Annotated in this window: 17 protein-coding genes; 1 reads left to right on the forward strand and 16 read right to left on the reverse strand. The window is 47.2% G+C overall.

What is annotated here, in order from left to right:
• The first annotated feature begins 12 nt into the window (after positions 1-12).
• Positions 13-1,872, forward strand: coding sequence for a hypothetical protein (locus BGP77_RS02185; protein ID WP_158269245.1), 1,860 nt, complete (start codon positions 13-15; stop codon positions 1,870-1,872).
• A gap of 215 nt (positions 1,873-2,087) precedes the next feature.
• On the opposite strand, the gene BGP77_RS02190 is transcribed toward BGP77_RS02185, so the two are convergent.
• From BGP77_RS02190 to BGP77_RS02260, 16 genes are all read right to left on the reverse strand, one after another.
• Positions 2,088-2,840: a hypothetical protein gene (locus BGP77_RS02190; RefSeq protein ID WP_108163104.1), complete on the reverse strand. Its 753-nt coding sequence runs from the start codon at positions 2,838-2,840 to the stop codon at positions 2,088-2,090.
• Positions 2,827-4,023 (reverse strand): DUF262 domain-containing protein, encoded by a 1,197-nt coding sequence (locus BGP77_RS02195; RefSeq protein ID WP_108163105.1) that lies wholly within the window; start codon positions 4,021-4,023, stop codon positions 2,827-2,829. The genes BGP77_RS02190 and BGP77_RS02195 overlap by 14 nt, the downstream gene beginning before the upstream one ends.
• Positions 4,024-4,174: 151 nt before the next feature.
• Positions 4,175-4,480 carry a hypothetical protein gene (locus tag BGP77_RS02200; protein ID WP_108163106.1) on the reverse strand — a complete coding sequence of 102 codons (306 nt, stop codon included), beginning with the start codon at positions 4,478-4,480 and terminating at the stop codon, positions 4,175-4,177.
• A gap of 418 nt (positions 4,481-4,898) precedes the next feature.
• Positions 4,899-5,555 carry a hypothetical protein gene (locus BGP77_RS02205; RefSeq protein WP_108163107.1) on the reverse strand — a complete coding sequence of 219 codons (657 nt, stop codon included), beginning with the start codon at positions 5,553-5,555 and terminating at the stop codon, positions 4,899-4,901.
• A gap of 243 nt (positions 5,556-5,798) precedes the next feature.
• Positions 5,799-6,674 (reverse strand): DUF5677 domain-containing protein, encoded by an 876-nt coding sequence (locus BGP77_RS02210; RefSeq protein ID WP_108163108.1) that lies wholly within the window; start codon positions 6,672-6,674, stop codon positions 5,799-5,801.
• Positions 6,675-6,776: 102 nt separating this feature from the next.
• Positions 6,777-7,160, reverse strand: coding sequence for a hypothetical protein (locus BGP77_RS17870; protein WP_146171163.1), 384 nt, complete (start codon positions 7,158-7,160; stop codon positions 6,777-6,779).
• 179 nt (positions 7,161-7,339) lie between these two features.
• Positions 7,340-8,041, reverse strand: a complete 702-nt coding sequence (locus BGP77_RS02215) for a hypothetical protein (protein ID WP_108163109.1) — start codon at positions 8,039-8,041, stop codon at positions 7,340-7,342.
• A gap of 80 nt (positions 8,042-8,121) precedes the next feature.
• A complete protein-coding gene (locus tag BGP77_RS02220) occupies positions 8,122-8,934 on the reverse strand; it encodes a DUF2971 domain-containing protein (RefSeq protein ID WP_108163110.1) in 813 nt (270 codons plus the stop codon).
• Positions 8,935-9,020: 86 nt separating this feature from the next.
• A complete protein-coding gene (locus BGP77_RS02225) occupies positions 9,021-9,755 on the reverse strand; it encodes a hypothetical protein (RefSeq protein WP_108163111.1) in 735 nt (244 codons plus the stop codon).
• Positions 9,748-10,170 (reverse strand): hypothetical protein, encoded by a 423-nt coding sequence (locus BGP77_RS02230; protein ID WP_108163112.1) that lies wholly within the window; start codon positions 10,168-10,170, stop codon positions 9,748-9,750. Before BGP77_RS02230 ends, BGP77_RS02225 begins: the two co-directional genes overlap by 8 nt.
• A 76-nt stretch (positions 10,171-10,246) precedes the next feature.
• Positions 10,247-10,729 carry a hypothetical protein gene (locus BGP77_RS02235; RefSeq protein ID WP_108163113.1) on the reverse strand — a complete coding sequence of 161 codons (483 nt, stop codon included), beginning with the start codon at positions 10,727-10,729 and terminating at the stop codon, positions 10,247-10,249.
• A gap of 127 nt (positions 10,730-10,856) precedes the next feature.
• Positions 10,857-12,599, reverse strand: coding sequence for an ABC transporter ATP-binding protein (locus BGP77_RS02240; RefSeq protein WP_108163114.1), 1,743 nt, complete (start codon positions 12,597-12,599; stop codon positions 10,857-10,859).
• Between the two features lie 570 nt (positions 12,600-13,169).
• Complete coding sequence (locus BGP77_RS02245) at positions 13,170-14,084, reverse strand: sucrase ferredoxin (protein ID WP_108163115.1); 915 nt, start codon at positions 14,082-14,084, stop codon at positions 13,170-13,172.
• A gap of 47 nt (positions 14,085-14,131) precedes the next feature.
• A complete protein-coding gene (locus BGP77_RS02250; RefSeq protein WP_108163116.1) occupies positions 14,132-15,199 on the reverse strand; it encodes an iron ABC transporter permease in 1,068 nt (355 codons plus the stop codon).
• The gene (locus BGP77_RS02255) at positions 15,199-16,227 is read right to left on the reverse strand and encodes an iron ABC transporter permease (RefSeq protein WP_108163117.1); all 1,029 of its coding nucleotides are present in this window, start codon (positions 16,225-16,227) and stop codon (positions 15,199-15,201) included. Before BGP77_RS02255 ends, BGP77_RS02250 begins: the two co-directional genes overlap by 1 nt.
• Entirely contained in the window at positions 16,224-17,072 is an 849-nt protein-coding gene (locus BGP77_RS02260; protein ID WP_108163118.1) for an ABC transporter ATP-binding protein, read from the reverse strand. The genes BGP77_RS02255 and BGP77_RS02260 overlap by 4 nt, the downstream gene beginning before the upstream one ends.
• Positions 17,073-17,317: the final 245 nt, after the last annotated feature.

Here is a 17,317-nt window from a genome sequence, read left to right on the forward strand (position 1 = left end):
AGGAGAACAACGATGAAACGGATAACCCCACCCCTGCGCGCCACCCTGGTATTACTGACCGCCAGCGCGGTGCTCACTGCCTGCCAGCACGAACCGCCAGCGGCCGTCACTACCGCTCAACTCACCCCCGTGGCTGGCCCCAGCTTCCAGTTCCGGTGGCAAGGCGTGCCCGGGGCCACCCATTACCGCCTGCTGGAAAACCCCGATGGCGAGGCGGGCTACACCCCCGTTGCCGAACTGACGCGGCCTGAGCCACCCCTTCAGAACGACACCCCAACCAACGCACCGCCATTTGGCCACTACACCCACCGGCTGGATGTTCCCTTGCACCTGCGCCTGAACGCCAATTACATCGTACAAAGCTGCAACGCAGCCGGCTGCACCGACTCGGCCCCCCTGCCCGTGACCGGCCACCTGGCCGAGGGCATTGGCTACCTGAAACCCTTAAAAGCGTTGAAAGCGTCAGGGTACGTAACTGAGGGTGCGGGTCAGTTTGGCGGCTCCGTCAGCCTAAACGATGCCGGTAACCGCCTGGTGGTGGGCGCCACCGGAGAACACGGACGCTTTGTGCCCATTCAAACCAGCAAGCCCGATGAACACGACAACAGCCTGCTTTATTCGGGCGCGGTGTATGTGTTTAACCGCGTCAACGGACGCTGGGTGCAAGAGGCGTACATTAAAGCCAACAATGCGGCCGCAAACGAGGGGTTTGGTCAGTCCGTGAGCTTCAACGCGGCGGGGGATGTATTGGCCGTGGGGGCAGCACCTTATTACGGTGATATAAACTCACCAGGCAGGGTTTACTTCTTTGTGCGTGAAAACGGCCAGTGGCGTCAGCAAGCAGAAGTGGTGGCCAGCAACGCAGAAATTGGTGACAGGTTCGGCGTTCGAGTACGCCTGAACGATGCAGGCAACCGCGTGGCGGTAAGTGCCGACAATGAAGGCAGCAACAGCCGCAATACCGACCCACAACAGGACCCAACCAATAACGACGCCCCGCAAGCTGGCGCCGTGTACATCTTCGACCGCCAGGGTGAAGCCTGGCTCCAAACCGCCTACCTGAAAGCCAGCAACACCGACGCCGGTGATTTCTTCGGTTCCTCCATCAGCCTGAACGGCCCGGGCAACATATTGGCAGTGGCTGCCCCAGTCGAAGCCAGCAATGCCCGCAACACCGATACCGAGCCCGACCCAACCAATAACGGTGCGCCAATGGCCGGCGCGGTTTATCTCTTTGAGCTGACAAACACCACCTGGCAACAAAGCCACTACCTGAAAGCCAGCAACACAAACGCGGTAGATCGGTTTGGAAATTCCGTCAGCCTGAACCAGGCGGGTGATCGATTGGTAGTCGGTGCCCAGAATGAGAGCAGCGCCCCCAACGACGACCAACACAGCAACTCGTTACCAAGCAGCGGTGCGGTCTATGTTTTTGAGAAAGGCGCAACAGACTGGCAACAAACCGCCTTCCTGAAAGCCAGCAACGCCGATGAGGGAGACGGCTTTGGGCAGGCCGTGAGCCTGAATAACAACGGCGACTTATTGGCAGTGGCGGGAACTAGCGAGCAAGGCGGTACCATCGGCCTGAAACGCAGCCACGAAATACCGGCGGACGACAATGCACTTGATGATGCCGGTGCGGTGTATGTGTATAAACGGTTCAGCGAAACCGACTGGCGCTTGCTCGCTTTTGTAAAACCCAGCGCCCGCCAATCAAGTAGTGACTTATTTGGTTACAACGCGGTTGAACTCGCAGGTGAGAGCAATGCCTTGACGGTAGGCATGAACCGAGAAGACAGCAACGCCACCGGTTTTGATGGCGACCCGGAGGATAATAGCCAGGTAGCTACAGGGGCGGTGTTTATTTATTAGTGGGGGTGAGAGGCAGGAGGGGGGATGACTTGGGCACCTATCTTAATGATTTTTTAGGGTGGGTGTCTGGGTAATTTGCGTAGCATCTATTCTTAATCTGGACGGCCACATAGGCTGTACTATTTTTGTTAAGTATCTGGCTTACGGGGTGTGTATTTTAGCAGTTCATTATAGTGGCTGTCCTAGTATTCCTGACCTATTGGATGAATCAGGTATTAATGATACTCAAGTGAATATAGGTATTCATCAAATAGTTTAATAAAAACTTCATCCATTAACATTAGCATGGAAAAATAGATAAAGTAGTTATCATACTTATGGTCTATGTTCACTAAAGTATCTAATGTAGGTAAGTTTTGTTGGTAAGAAAATGTGTTGTGGGCAACCCTATTTCTATGCCGATATAGATGCTTATTGTATATGTCGACAAGCGACTTTCCTGAATCCGTTTGATTGGGCAAATTACTACCATTAGTAAGCAAGTTATATGCGTCATGAATAAAGTGCTTTTCGGTTATAGTCGCCCATATATCTCGATACTCATTAAAGCTTCGCTGGGCCCAAATCATCAAGCTTGAACCTGAAAATAAACCTTCTATTTTCTTAGTGGTATTTTCTAAAACTAGCAATTTATCAATTGAGGTTGGATCGTAATATTTGTTTTTCACCCTGCAAATTTGTTCGACTAGATCTTTGTATATTTCCTTCTTTTCTTGATAACTAGAACATTCACCTAGAGGATGTTTATAGTACCTGTCGTACCGGTATTCATAGTCATTGGTCGCCATCTCCCAGCTAATAGCCTTCATCTTTTGTTCTAGTGCTCCCGTCATCTTCAAAAAAACTGATTGCATAACATAATCGCACAGAGGAAACGTCTCAATACCGCTGCTTGTGCCTATTGTGGCCGAGGCTACGTCATCAAGCATGGCCGAGATTGGAGTTAAGATGAAGTTATTCTTTTTCATTGGTTATCAAGTACCTATAAATTGATATTGAATCTTTAATTCGATTCCTAAGGTGACCCAGGTTGTTAGGGTTCTTCTGATGGGATGTTGTGTTTTTGAAATCCTCTACTTTCATGTCTAGTTTTTCTATTATCTCATTTGGACTGTCGACTCTTATAGTTTTGCCTAAAAATAATATGTAATAAATCAACCCAAAGAGATATGTATCGATCTCAATTATAGAATTATATGTTTTAAAATACCCTAAGTCGTTCAAGGCCTGCTCAAGGCGGGCTAGCTTTTCTTCATAAGCTTTATCTTTGAATATGTCGGTAAACCTTCCAAAAATGGCTGAGTCATCATTGTTTATTGCAGTGTAAATGTACTCTTCGTAGTAACTTTCCATTCGTTGTTTATAACTTCTTGCCACCTTTTTCTCATCTCCGTTTTTATGGTACTGCGATAATAACGATAAATACCTCAAAAAATCGGATTTTGTCTCGTGGTTGAATGATTTTAGTAATAGTTTTTTTGAGAATTCGGGGGAAAACAGCTGAACAAGATCTTGATCTAGGAAATATAATGAAGCCCTACTTTCCTGGGGAAGTAGTGGTTCGCCGTGAACATTTATGTTCCTGAATACTGAAGAGTAATATCGTTGTTGTTCGTTCTCGTCTGACGTTTTAGGTACAAGGTATGAAAATCCTAAAAAGTTGTTCTCAAGAAACTCATCACTCAAACTTAAGGTGGTATATTTATAGTTATTCTTTGGAATATTATTTAATATTTCCTCTTTGCTCTTCCCCCTATCAGTTAAACGACTAACATTCCATTCTAGGATATTGTCAAGTTGATCATCATCGCAAGGGTCGTTGTCATCGTCGTCATTATCATTGGCAAACTTTTCGACGGCTTTTCTGTAGGTTTGAACATCAGGAAATAAATCTAAATGTGCTAATACAATGCTTGTGACTCTTTGTTGTCCATCTAGAATTAGGTTTTTATTTTCACCATTGGAGTTAAATGCGCCAATTGTAACTGGCGGTATAAACTGTTGGCTCCTAAATGCATCAATTAAGTTCTTCACTTTATTTTCATTCCAAACAAAATATCGTTGATACTTTGGAAGTATTATGTTTCTTCTTAGTACAAGTGTGATCCAGTGTTTTAGGGAGTATTCTCCATAATAAACTCTGTTTTCCATTGACACTCCTTTTTAGGATGGCGTTGTTCGATTAATAGAAAAAATTTGCACTATAAAGCTACCCGAGAAAGTCAATCGGACACTCATCTTAGCCACTTGTTTTAGTGGGTACCTATTGAGATGGTCGTCTCGCTAACTAATCAACTGATATTTACTGGCTTATGTAAACGGTATAAACCAATGCCGCTATAGCAACAATTAAAGAGAAAAACGAAATAATATTGGACCATGTCGCTTTACGGGAAGCTTTAATGCTACCTGCATTCGCTTTCTGTGCCTCTAGGTAAGCATTATTAGCGATGTCATTAGACTTCTTTTGTAATGCTACTTGCTCTAATGAAATATCAGTATTTCTTTGATCAGCTGCTTGCTGTTGCAGTTTTTCTCGAGTTTTCTTTTCAAAACGCTCTGAGAGCGACTTTGCTGAATAAGCTGATTTTTCTAAATCTTCATCCATCACCATTTGCTCCTAAAGAAGGCTGTCGAAACTGCTTTTTTGGCACTTTGGATAACAAGAATTTCATTTAACTGATTTTGCAGTGACCATCTATTGAAATAGCTATCTAGCTAACACTTCTTCAGTTATTTGCCACGCCAATAGTTTGACAATGACGCTAACCAAATACTTAAGGTTAGCACCGAGCGAACTAACCGTTCATTTCACGACGAAACGCTTTGCAAGGTCGTCGCTTAAGACTTGTTTTCGCTGCGGTGGATGTCTAGTTAATTAACTGTCTCAGGGTATCGATATCGTGAGAAAATTCGGTATCTTGGCCTTTATATCAGCCAATATTCCAATCATAGGTTTCCCGTTAACGCTAATATCTTGCGGCGAAAAAGCGGTGCTTCCAACAACAGCTACGGGCTAGAAATCTCTATTCTGGTTTACTTTCTGAACTTCCAAAATATTGTACTTCGCCCGCATTTTTAATGTCAGTTTCACGACGAAAAACTAAGACCAATGCATCTGATTGATCATATAAATTCGTCATCCCAACCAAGGACCATCCCTCAACAGACCACTTTTTTAAAACTCTAGATATAACGACATAGACCTTATTGGTGCCCCTCTCAAATACAGTATTCAAAAGATACTCATAGTAGACTGATGGCGAAGAGTGACTTTCCACCAGTCTATCAATCTTGCTATTTTCTTCGCCTATTATCTTAGTTATATCATCTATTTTGCTTTGGATATTATTGACCGTTTCGTTAATATCTCTACCAGCTAACTTAGCATTGTCACCAAATTCTGAGCCGCTAGCATCCAAGCTAGACCCGGTGCCGTTCGCACTCTTTTCAGTAGTGCTATTGGCACCAAATAAATAACCGGCAATAGTACCAAGTATTCCAAGAGCCGCATTTAAATCGTTAGCTTTAGCAAGGGAAATGATGGAGGCCAGTAATGCTATGAGCACTATACCTACTGCACGCAGATTTACAGGGCCGAAGCCTCCCTTCATTTTGTGAAAAACGCCTATAAGGGTACCGGCGCCAATTGCGGATATAATCCAGAGCGTTTGTTGTTCCATGAAAATCCCCTGTGTCTAACGCTGAATTCAGCGGAAGCCTTGATAGAGCGAAGCGCAGTTAAGGCTGCCCGGTGGAGGGCCGAATGCCCGGAAAAAACTACAATGCTTTTTTATGTTTTTGAATGCTGAATTAACTGGACACCCACCTTTACCTTTCTACACAAGCGCCTTGTTAGCCGCTACGGTGGGTGTCCCGTTAACTTATTAATTTGGCTGTTCTCTTGGTACCTATGACTGGCTTTGTTAGCCATTTGGACCATCATATTTCTGATCAAATATTATAAATATCCTAGTGTTAACTCTTTCGATCCAATCGAGGACGACCGTCATATTGTCATCCAAACAATCAATTCTCTCTAGCCAGAGTCTGTAGGACTCATTGCAAAACTTGAGTGTGGGACATATGTATCTCACATCAGCCTTATGATAGAACGGATATACAGAGAATGTAGAGTCGTCATTCTTTTGGAGACACCAATCCATAGATTCGTTCCATGATCCGTGTATAGACTCTGACATCATCCCATATGTGTACTTGTACAAATTCTCGTTGGTAATTTCCTTGAATATATCGAAAAATGACTTTCCCTGAAGCTTCCAGTTATTTCTCTTTTGTTCCTTGAAATCCTCTTCTGAAAAACCCTCTAAATCCATTTTTTCCTGTATAGACGCAAGCAGTCGTTTACCTGCCTTTGTCTCAAAAAAATTAGAGCCTTCCGTAAGTTCACGAAGTATCCTCAATCGGTCTTTGTAGGAGCATTTTCTGTAATCCTCAATTACGACTAAATCACTAATTAACAAATATTCCGCCGTGACCGCCGCTTCGATTAATGGCCTTTCCAATATACTTATAATTTCCGCGTTGTCTTGTTCGTAATAGATTACTATTTCTTTTAATAACTTCCATATTCTGGTTAGTAACCCCAAGATTGGAGCATCGTCCAAGTTGAATCCCGTAGGATTACGGTCGATGTTTCGCATCCTAGTAATGCAGTCGTAAATCTCTGCCACATCCCTGACAAAAGTTCCGGTAAACCTATTTAGGTCATCGAGAGATCGCAAGCTTTGCCCTACGTAGCCTTCATCATATCGGCTTATGACTTTCCCTATTTCGTCCATACATCGTACTTTGTTGTATGCCTAACACCGCCAACACCGACCATGTATAGCACGGTCCAATGCACTATGTGCACGAGGGTACCGGGCCATGTCAGCATTACCTTAACTACCCGACGGCCTAAAGGCTGATTTAGAAATGACCTCATCATACCATGCAGTAATCCCACCGCTTGTGAAGTACTTTCTAATTAATCCTGGCTGTGGGTATTCAATAACTGCCTTTCCGAAGTCAATGGCACTTGGATTTTGTCCGCGTTTATTAAGGTAAGTACGAAGTATCTCCGGATCTCCAAGTGCAGAATGACGAATGACCAATGCCCTCATAAACTCAGCTGCATTGCCGCTATTAATTCTGTGCTTAGGAATATGCTCATGAAAAAGTTCATTGAAGTCTCCATCGTTATATTCATGAAGGCGAAAGCACTTAATATTGGCTTTAAATTCATGGCAAACTTTATACCCTGAATATTTCTCGATCTCAGACAATCACATTACTCCATTTTTTGGGACACTTATTATTCGAACGACTTATTAATTATCACTTACGCCCATTATTTATTAGGGACCTTGTCGAACTAACAGAGCACCATCTTAACGATTTCCTATGATGGGTGTCCTGTTAACTGGTGCAGGCCCAAAGGGCCGGAGTGAATTTCATTGCCTTGTTATACATAGTTCGTGGCAATCTCTCGCAGCTTATCTATATTCGCAATTGGTTGGTCAAAGTCCTTGGCCTCAAGGGCTTCCAGCTTATGGACCGCAATATTTCTAAAATTCTTCGTTTCCTGCCAGAGTTCTTTGATAGGTTGCTCGGCTTTATAGAAAATCAGTGCCCCGGGCCTATGATCAGGTAAATTCAAAGATTTAGCTCGACCAATAAGCTCATGCTCGAAGATGCCCCACTTACCCAAAAATATACCCAGTTTCTTTTGGATCTGGCTCTCTGAAATCAGAGATAGCTCAACGTTAAAAAGGTTTTGAAATAACGTTTTGGCCAAAGATAAATAGGTTTGCACCCTAGCAATTTCTACAGTTATTCCATTACCAGAGTGATAGAGCTGATTCCGAATTCTGTGATACCACTCGATTTCATCAAGACTAACACCGGTAAGCTTTTCACCTGCGAATTCTTCAAGTAAATCTAGAAGAATAGGAAATGAGTTGCTCGCCTCTTCAAGCTGCTTCCGAGAGGGTTTACCTCCTTTGCCTTTACGTCGAGGTAGACCGAGATACGTTTTGATCATGAGTTCGACCGCATTGTCAACGCTGATCATGGCGATCCGTCTGTCAAAATCATCGTCATGTGCAATATGATCTACAGCGTGCTGAAGTAATTCTTTTGGTCCTTCTGACCACGGTCCGTCCATTGCCTACCTCTTACACATAACGCCCTGGCTTTGCGGCGTGCTGGAGAGTCAGCGTAGGTGCGTCCGCCAACAGCCATTGGTTAGCTTTTGTTTATAAATGGTTTTGCAACGAGCTTCCATGAGTGAACATCAGGTTCACATTGCATTATCTTTATATCTTTTCTCCCCCAAGACTGGAGCACACCTTTCAACTCTTCATCAGTAACAGAGCCGTCTTTGGTAACATTTCGATATAAATGCCGCCCCAAGTACATTTCCTTAAGTGAGTTCTCCGGCACATCAAAGCAATATAGAGGTCGACCAGAGACAGTCACCTTATTCCATTCACGATAGCGACCGCCACCAGTGTGATAACCGAAGGGGATATCCTCTATATTCTTTACAACACGGACTTCATCTTCGTATGCCCACTCGAGAGACTTATACAGAAAAGCTCTCTTCATTAGGTTGAAGGCACTCGAGTCAAAGCGGAGCCTACCACCAATATTCAGTAGCTCATCTTCGCCAATCATGGGGAGATCGTTGTGCGGCTTCGTAGCCGAGTAGATCATCTCTCCGTACTGGCTTGGAATCACATTGCTTTGCGGGTCTGAAAAGCCCGTCAAATCGCAATCGAACCCAAGAACTACTCCTTGATGAGAGTCTCCATAATGCGACCACATAAGCGCGTTTAACGGCTGACGAGTCAACGATAAAACACCGTATTTCCTCGAGAAACGGGTTCTACAAGCATCCGTGGCGGTTTTCGCGATTATAGACTCATCGCTATCTTCAAAACCAAAGGCTGTGCATTCAAAAGGGTCGTTCAAATCTTCAAGACATGAAAATCCTAGTGACAGGGTTTCAATCACCTTTCGAGCAGCACCGAAGGACATGTACTTGTATAGAATCATGAACCTGCCTCAAGAGAAGCTAACGCCGCCAGCATGCGCGGCCACGAAATGGAGCAATGTAATAGACGTCGCCGTGCCTGATCTTGTTAACCATCATATGTTCTGAGCTTATCATATGAGTATATTTTTCCTTTGTTGGCATATAGACCACGAATTATATTGCAACCGTATCTTTCACCAAGTTTTTCGCAGACTGATTCCACGTGCTGACCACCAGCTCCAGAAAAAACCAAACATGGAGTAAGATGTTTTCTTCCAAGATCGATGCCTAAAGCACTTGGATCAAGAAGAAATTCGGGCTTAATCTCGTAGATAATCCCGGAAAAGCTAAAAAGAACCTCTGGAAAAGGGTTCATATTCTTTACTTCGAAAAATGTAATCAATTTTTTGCTTGGAATATAACTATGTGATCTATTGTTTTTCTGCTTTTCGGTTGAGGTGCCGTCTTTTTTCGCAATAGATACGTCAGCTGAAAAATATATGTGTGGATCGTGGCTGGATTGAACTTTTATATTATGATGAATTTCAACACAATCAACCATATTTCCAGATTTTATTTTCTCAGCAATAAAGTAAGAAAAGTTTTCATTCAGGCCGGAAGTTGACAGTTTATATTTGAAAGTGCCGTCTCGCATAATATTTTTCGCACGGATTGCATACTTTTTTCGTCGATAAAATTTCACTGCATCGTTATATACCGACATCTCAAAAAGATCGCTCATTCGCTTGGCATTTTGCTTAAAAAAACTGCCGTTCCGAGTGGTAAAGGAAGAAATTTCCTTAAGCAGTAGCGTTCTGTCTTTGTAGGGTGACTTAGCCATATTCTTTAGAACGCTCTATCCAAAATTCAACAAACTCAGCGATATTTGAGATATGCAAGTTTTCGACGTGGATCTGAAATTCCTGTGTTATTGCAAAGAATTGACGTGTAACTTTTGAAGCTGTTAAAACAAATTCACGATCAAGGTGTTGAGTTCCCATACGTATACGACTTATGCCTGACTTCTTCGAGTCAGTATAAAAATTTGTAGCACCGTGATATGGGAGAATTACTAACTGATTAAATATCGAAAGCGCGGCCGCATCGAGGATTAACTGCTTGCGCCAAGCCGCACATTGCTGAAATGCCTCATTCTGTTTTATGAATCTTTCCTTCTCAAAAAACGACATCCTCACAGGCTTTCCGACCTCTGCTCCAATCCCTCCTGTTAGTGCCTCAAGCATTTCATTAGCCACGGAGTTCTCCAATGAAGTCTAACGCCTAAAGCAGCGGCGCGCGTTAGCGTGTCCAGCCCGAAGGGCGATGCTGCCTTTACTTGTTATGTGTTTTTTCATATTTTTCTAGTTCTTCGTGCCTGACCTTCAAAACCTCTTGACGGCAATGCCTAGCATATTTTGCTAGAAAGTCTGCATCATATTTTCCCTTTAGCCCTTTTAAAATAGCCTCTAGAGAAATATCAGATAAATACACTGTGGAAATAGATACGTATGATAGCAAGGTATTAAAACTATCTATCGAATTTTTCTCAGATCGATTGAATGAAGCTTCTCTCTCCAAAATTTCTGACTGTACCTTTACGTCGATTATTTTTTCTATTTCTGTTGGATCATAAAGCTTTGAAACGGTGCTCTGTAAACCACCAACATAATCAGCGTGTGTCGTTAATGAATCAATAACTGATTTCTGAGATTCAATTGCAGACTTTAGGGTAATTACTATTTTTATTAGCCAAACAAGCGCTACAGTCGCGATTAAGTAGCCAGCAACTTCCAATACTCTAAGTGACTCTTCCATTCAATATCCCTTCAATGTACCAGGATGGGCTGCACATAACGCCGCGCTCTGCGGCAAATTTGGAGCGCAGCGGAAAATTTGTCCGACAGCAACGCCTTGTTATGTGATACGGAGGCTATAGAATTGGTCACAGAAGTTCCTTTATCATTTTTTTAAGGATAATATTTTCCAACTTCCCAGATATAGCTGACTCATTGTTTTTCCAATGCATTCCATCGTTATAAATTATACCCAACAAGTAGAATGACTCTGGAACCACAACACCTTTGCTCTCAGCAAGCCTTAACTTATTTGGTGTTTTATGTGTGGCAAGAAATTCTGACCTTAATTCATCACTATTCAATTTTTCATAGGCGTATTTCTCAACCTTCTTGCGTAATGCGCAACAAACGGCAAATGGGTCGTAAGCAGTATCATCGGCGGCATATTTATCAAACTCAGAAAAAACATACTGCTCAAAAATGGATGAATCTCCCCATGTTGGCTTTAAGCCTAAAGCCTCAAATGCTGGCCGAATATCTATTGGCTCTGGCTCGTAATGCAAATGATATTTGGAGACATCATCCTTAATTGCAGGATCATCTCTATTTAAAAGCAACTTCCTCAAATTGGGGTTTATCTTTGCGTCTCGCCTTTCAAGATAAAAAACCTTTTGATTGCTGAATGTATAGTTTCGGAAGAATGCAGGGTCTAGATGTGTAAGGATAATGGGGTAAAGCATTTTTCCATCCTCCTTAAACTTCGCTATCAGCTGAGTAACATAATATTGAACAGCTATAAGGTTGGCATCATCAAGATAATCGAAAACCTCATCTACTATCAGAATGCTTCTTTTTTTAGTTAGCTTAAGCTCAGCTTTTTTAAGAAGTGCTATAAAGCACATCACATCCCTCTGGCCATTTGAAACCTGGTGAACCTTTGGCAATTCTACAACCAATTTTTCATCTTTTTCTTTTGGCTTAAAATCAATCCAGCTGGAGTTAAAATCATCAAACAACCTTTCATAGGCGGACTTTTCAAAATCATATATGGTTCTTTTTACTGCCTTCTTAAATACATCTGAATTCTCATTGAAGTCGGACGCCATCTGAATCGCTGCCAAATAGTTCTCGGCAGAAGTTGTGAAACCCAAATCAAATGAATCGCATACATCGGCGATATTTGAAAGGTTTCTTGTTCCCTCTAGGAATTGCAACTCATTTTGATCAATCCAATCTAATAGATCTTCTCGAGATCCGGTTTGGCCATTCAATCTTTGGATGAATGAATCTACTCTTTCTTGGACGCGTTGGCCTGAAGCCCTATCAAGATAAATTAGATTATTGTTTAGTTCAGCTATAAATTTTCCATTCTTATAAACTCCCTGGATATTGGGTAGAACTTTTCCATTCCGCCCAATTCTTTTCTTATGATTCCTTACCGAGTAATTGAAATAGGTTTTTTCTGGTATGCTGCCTGATAATATAATTGGGGGTATCTCTAATGAAGCAGAGGCAATGACATGGCCTCCAATTCTATTCTTTCTGGCTTTAGCGAAAACTTGGCTATTAATGACAAAATAGTCAAAGGCATTGCTAATTTCGTTGCTGGAATTATCAGCGGAAATTACTACTACATTCCCATCATCATCTGAATATGAGATTTCTATTTTCGGATCTAAATCATCTCTGCCTCGATGAAAATCATCTTTATGAAGTTCTATTTTTGTACTTTTAAGAGATTTAAAAGCAGTAGCTAGGGAGCTTTTACCGAATCCATTTGGCGCGACCAAAATACTAGGCTTATTTTTGAGAATATCAAATTCGTATAGCCCGTTTCTCGTGCCATCACCAACCCCTTTAATATTGGCGATCGCAATCTTTTTAATCACTCATACTCTCCTTTCACATAACAGCTTATTCATTGTCATTTACGCCTCTTATTCAGGCGCAAACTTGGCTTCACGCTGCCACATCGTTTTGCTCCATTCCTGTGGAAATCTCATATCCCGGAGTGGTTGAAAGCTTAATATTGCTCATATCAATTCCAGAGAAACCGTCCTAATGGACGCCTATTCCGTGTATCAGCGCTCCCAATACGTATATCCCGGTTTATACCTGGATATACGTCGCAACAACGGTGCTTTGTACCGTTAATAGGGCATCAAGATAACTACGTTAATCCTTTCAGAACGCGTATCCTGCTTGCGATAACGCCTATCCGCAACCAAGAACGTCTTCACCAATAGACTCTTCACAATAACCACGCTACCGCCGGGCCGGTTACAGGGCACACCAAGGGTTTTACTTGTCGTAACGCGAAATCTGCAGCGGATCTACGGTTAACGCTAAATGTGATGGAGTTCAAGATTAGGTGGCGCGGATGTGTCCGCTTTTAGGAAATGAACGATGTTCAAGAATGGGCAGAACGCCCGATTTGGCGCTGTGCGCTGTGCGAACACTCAGCGAGAAGGATCAACAACCTGCGGTTGCCAGGTGGGGTGTTCGACGGGGGGTTCGCCGGCGTCGATGTCGGCGCAGGTGGCGTAGCGAACGCTGGTGATGGGGTTCAGTTCTATGCTCAGGTTTCCCGATGCGTCGCTGGTTTGCCACTGCATCTCGAAATGCTGGTCGCCGTTATCGCGGCTCTGCTCGGTAATAATGCTCACCCGGGTGGGTTCAATGCCAACACGCTGCAATTGGTTGCGCGCTTCAATATCGGCCATCTGCTGGGCCGGGCTCAGCGCTGCATCACCGCGATAGCAGGGTAAATATGGCTGATTGCGGCGCTCGGCATCGAGCAACGCCATGGCCTGTTCCGGTTCAATGCGGCCGTATTTGCGCAGCGCCGGAAACACCAGCGCGGCCGAGGCCAGTCGGCAACCGCCCAGATGCGTGCTCTGCCAAATTTCAAATTCACCGGTGTAGTCTTGCGAGGCTTCGTCGAGCGCTTTGAAGCTGGCGTTGCCGAATTTGGCGCAGCATTTGTCTTTAACGCCGTGGGTGCAGCACAGCACGATTCGCTGTTCAACGGAGCCTGCATACCAGGAATCCAATGGCCGGCCTTGTTGCAGTGCTGTTAAGAAGTCGTGCAGTTCGTCGGTGGGAATATCGAAGGCTTCGCACTCGGGCATGCGGTAGGCGCGATGCACGCCGCGCGGTTGGTCGGCGCGGTGAATGAGGTTAATGCGGCGGCCACTTTCAACCAATTCGCGCACCGCTTGCGAGACCTCAGGCGTCATCGTTTTGGCCTGATGATAGGTGCGCGTCCAATGACCGATGGGCCAGCTCAGCAACAGGTTCGACTGGGCGTGAGTGGCCGTTCCGGCCAGCGGTTCACCGACATCACGGCTGTATTGCGCGCAAAATTCGGTCATGACTCCTACCTGCACACCTCTGTTATTCGTTGCACCTGAAGCGGTGACTAAAAGGTCGTTTTGGCCTGAGCCCGGTGCAGCAACACCACAAAGAAGGGCACGCCAATAATGGCGGTTACCAAGCCCGCGGGTATCTGTATGGGGGCGAACAGCACACGACCAAGGAGGTCAGCGAGCATAACCAGAAACGCACCCAGCGTCGCCGTGAGCAACAGATGCAAACCCACACCAGAGCGGGCAAGACGACGCGCGGCGTGCGGCGCAATTAAGCCGACAAACCCCAGCGGGCCCACCACGGCGGTGGCAATGGCGGCAAGCGCCACGGCCACACTGATCAGCGCATAACGCACGCGCCGGGCCGATACGCCCAGACCAACAGCGGTGTCTTCGCCCATTTGCAACGCGGCCATGGCGCGCGATAACCCCAGTGCCAGCGGCATCAAAACCACCAGCCAAACGGCGAGCATCTGCACATCCGGCCAGCCTGCGGTGTGCAAGCTGCCGCTGAGCCAGGCCAACGCCGATAACGCACGCTGAACATCGCCGTAGGTCAGCAAGGCCGAGGTAATGGCGGTAATAAAGGCCGCCATGCCAATGCCCATCAGAATAAAGCGAATGGAACTGCCGCCCTGCCGGTTCCAGCTTAAGCCCTGAATTAACGCGGCAACGATCAGCGACCCGCAAAAGGCCGCCCACGGGTACCAGGCGCCGGGCAGTTGCGGCCAGACAATGGTCAACGTCACCACCGCCAGACCCGCGCCCTGGGAAATGCCCACTAACGCCGGGTCGGCCAGGCCATTGCGCGTGACGTTTTGCAACGCCGCACCCGACATGGCGAGCATGGCACCCACCAGCGCCGCCACCAATGTGCGCGGAAAGCGGAATTCCCAGACCACAATGGCGCGGTCCGATTCGGCGTGCAGCCCCTTGAGTACCTGCCACACTTCGGCTGGCGACATGGAATAGCTGCCCAGCATCAGGCTCAGCGCCAGTAACGCCAGCAATGCCAGCAACAGGCCGACGGATGCCAGCACCGGTTGGCGCGGTAAGCGCAGCGCCAGACGTTCATTCGCCAGACGCACCGTCCAATAAGCCGTGGGAGACGTTTTTGCCATCAGCGCGCTCGCTGCCGAACCAGATGAATAAACAGCGGCGCACCGACCAAGGCGGTGACAATGCCGGTTGCGATTTCCTGCGGGCGCAGAATCAGCCGGGCGATGATGTCGACACCCAGCAAATAACCCGCGCCGATCAACGCCGAATACGGCACGATCCAGCGGTAATCCGAACCAAAAAACAGCCGCACGGCGTGGGGAATGACCAAACCAACAAAGGCCAGCGGGCCCGCTAAGGCAACCGAACCTGCAGTCAGCGCGACCACGCAAACCAGCGCCTGTATTTTTAACCAGCCGGTGCGCACCCCCAGACCCAGCGCAACCTCGTCGCCCATCGCCAGAATGGTCACCTTGTTGGCCAGTAACATGGCCAGCGCCAGCGCAAAACCCAGCCACGGCAACGCCACCCACACCAGTTCCCGGCCAGAACCGGCCAGCGAGCCGACCAGCCAGACGCGCAGTTGCTCAAAGGAATCCTGATTCAGCAGATGCGCCACGGAAATCAGCGCGGTGAGAAAGGCGGTCATGGCCGCACCCGCGAGCGTCAAAGTGAGCGGCGTCGCGCCACCGGGCGCCCATTGAGCAATCAGCCACACCACCAGCGCTGCCATTAAAGCTCCGGCAGCGGCGACCCAGGGTAACCAGAAACCACCCAGCCAGTTAAAGACGCCAATGACCATAACCACGGCAAACGACGCACCGGCCATCAAACCCAGAATGTGCGGCTCAGCCAGCGGGTTGCGCGTTACGCCCTGCAACAAGGCCCCGGCAACCGCCAGACTGGCGCCGACCAGAACCGCAATAACGGCGCGCGGCAAGCGCAACTGACGCACGATGATGTGATCGAACTGACTGGGGTCGAAATGCAGCAACGCCTGAAAAACCGTGCCCAACGGCACCGAACGAGCGCCCACGGCAACGTGCCAGCCAAACAGCACGGTAACCGCCAACACGCACAGCGGCAGGGCCGACAAGCCCAGCCACAGATGTTGGCGCGATCCGGTGGGAGCGACGGCAGCGGCCGTCATGCGATGCGGGCTCCAACTTCAACGGTCGAAGCAATGCTGCCCAGAGACGATGGCACGCAGAGCAGGCGTTGCGAATGCGGGTCGCGAATCACGTGCGCGTCGAGATCAAACACCGCCTTCAGATTGGCGCTGTTAAAGATGGCTTCCGGCGTACCGGATTGCTCAATTCGGCCACTGCGCAGCATGACTAACCGGTCGGCATAAGCCGCCGCCAGATTCAGTTCGTGCAACACCACCACCAGCGTGCGGCCGGTGTCGTGCGCCAGGCGGACCAGCATATCCATCAGATCGACCTGGACTTTCAGGTCGAGAAAAGTGGTCGGTTCATCGAGCAGAATCAGATCGGTTTCCTGCGCCAGCACCATGGCAATCCAGCAACGCTGGCGCTGACCACCGGACAAACCATCGACCGGCCGGTCGGCAAACTCCATCACCCGCGCGGTTTCCATGGCGCTGTTCACCGCGCGCTCGTCGTCGCTCGACCACTGACGCAACAAGCTCTGATGCGGAAACCGGCCCTGACCGACCAACTCGCGGACCGTCAGCCCTTCCGGCGCAATTGGCCCTTGCGGCAACAGGCCGAGCTTCTTGGCGACTTCACGTGTTTTGCTGCGGTGAATGTCGTCACCATCGAGAATCACCTGCCCGGAACGCGGCGACAGAATACGCGCCAGCGTTTTCAGCAGCGTAGACTTACCGCTGCCGTTCGGCCCGACCAGAATGGTCACTTCGCCATCGGGCACCTGGAAATCGACGCCATCGAGAATGTTGGCGTCGTCATAACCCACAGTCAGGGATTCGCCGTGCAAACGGCTGGCGTTGTTCGAGGTGGAATTCGCAGTCATGGGGCTCTCTTAAAAAGTCAGAGCATCGAGAATGTGCAGGAAGGCGATGGTATTGCGAATTAGTTGCATTTTCAATGTTTTGGCCGAATCTGGCCGGCCACTGCAGCTTCGGCCAGCGACTCAATTTTACGGATCCGGGGCGCTGCAACGTCCCATTTTTCAGCGGCCCTTAAACGGTCCCAATCCGGTCATCCCTCATTCGCCTGGCTGCTGATGCCAAACCCACCTTGGGTCGCTTTGGCCAG

The organism is Saccharospirillum sp. MSK14-1 (genome assembly GCF_003054965.1).
Taxonomy (GTDB): Bacteria; Pseudomonadota; Gammaproteobacteria; order Pseudomonadales; family Natronospirillaceae; genus Saccharospirillum.

Coding starts and splice junctions, on each gene's coding strand:
- BGP77_RS02185 (WP_158269245.1), top strand. CDS start 13: ATGAAACGGATAACCCCACCCCTGCGCGCCACCCTGGTATTACTGACC.
- BGP77_RS02190 (WP_108163104.1), bottom strand. CDS start 2,840: ATGAAAAAGAATAACTTCATCTTAACTCCAATCTCGGCCATGCTTGAT.
- BGP77_RS02195 (WP_108163105.1), bottom strand. CDS start 4,023: ATGGAAAACAGAGTTTATTATGGAGAATACTCCCTAAAACACTGGATC.
- BGP77_RS02200 (WP_108163106.1), bottom strand. CDS start 4,480: ATGGATGAAGATTTAGAAAAATCAGCTTATTCAGCAAAGTCGCTCTCA.
- BGP77_RS02205 (WP_108163107.1), bottom strand. CDS start 5,555: ATGGAACAACAAACGCTCTGGATTATATCCGCAATTGGCGCCGGTACC.
- BGP77_RS02210 (WP_108163108.1), bottom strand. CDS start 6,674: ATGGACGAAATAGGGAAAGTCATAAGCCGATATGATGAAGGCTACGTA.
- BGP77_RS02215 (WP_108163109.1), bottom strand. CDS start 8,041: ATGGACGGACCGTGGTCAGAAGGACCAAAAGAATTACTTCAGCACGCT.
- BGP77_RS02220 (WP_108163110.1), bottom strand. CDS start 8,934: ATGATTCTATACAAGTACATGTCCTTCGGTGCTGCTCGAAAGGTGATT.
- BGP77_RS02225 (WP_108163111.1), bottom strand. CDS start 9,755: ATGGCTAAGTCACCCTACAAAGACAGAACGCTACTGCTTAAGGAAATT.
- BGP77_RS02235 (WP_108163113.1), bottom strand. CDS start 10,729: ATGGAAGAGTCACTTAGAGTATTGGAAGTTGCTGGCTACTTAATCGCG.
- BGP77_RS02245 (WP_108163115.1), bottom strand. CDS start 14,084: ATGACCGAATTTTGCGCGCAATACAGCCGTGATGTCGGTGAACCGCTG.
- BGP77_RS02250 (WP_108163116.1), bottom strand. CDS start 15,199: ATGGCAAAAACGTCTCCCACGGCTTATTGGACGGTGCGTCTGGCGAAT.
- BGP77_RS02255 (WP_108163117.1), bottom strand. CDS start 16,227: ATGACGGCCGCTGCCGTCGCTCCCACCGGATCGCGCCAACATCTGTGG.
- BGP77_RS02260 (WP_108163118.1), bottom strand. CDS start 17,072: ATGACTGCGAATTCCACCTCGAACAACGCCAGCCGTTTGCACGGCGAA.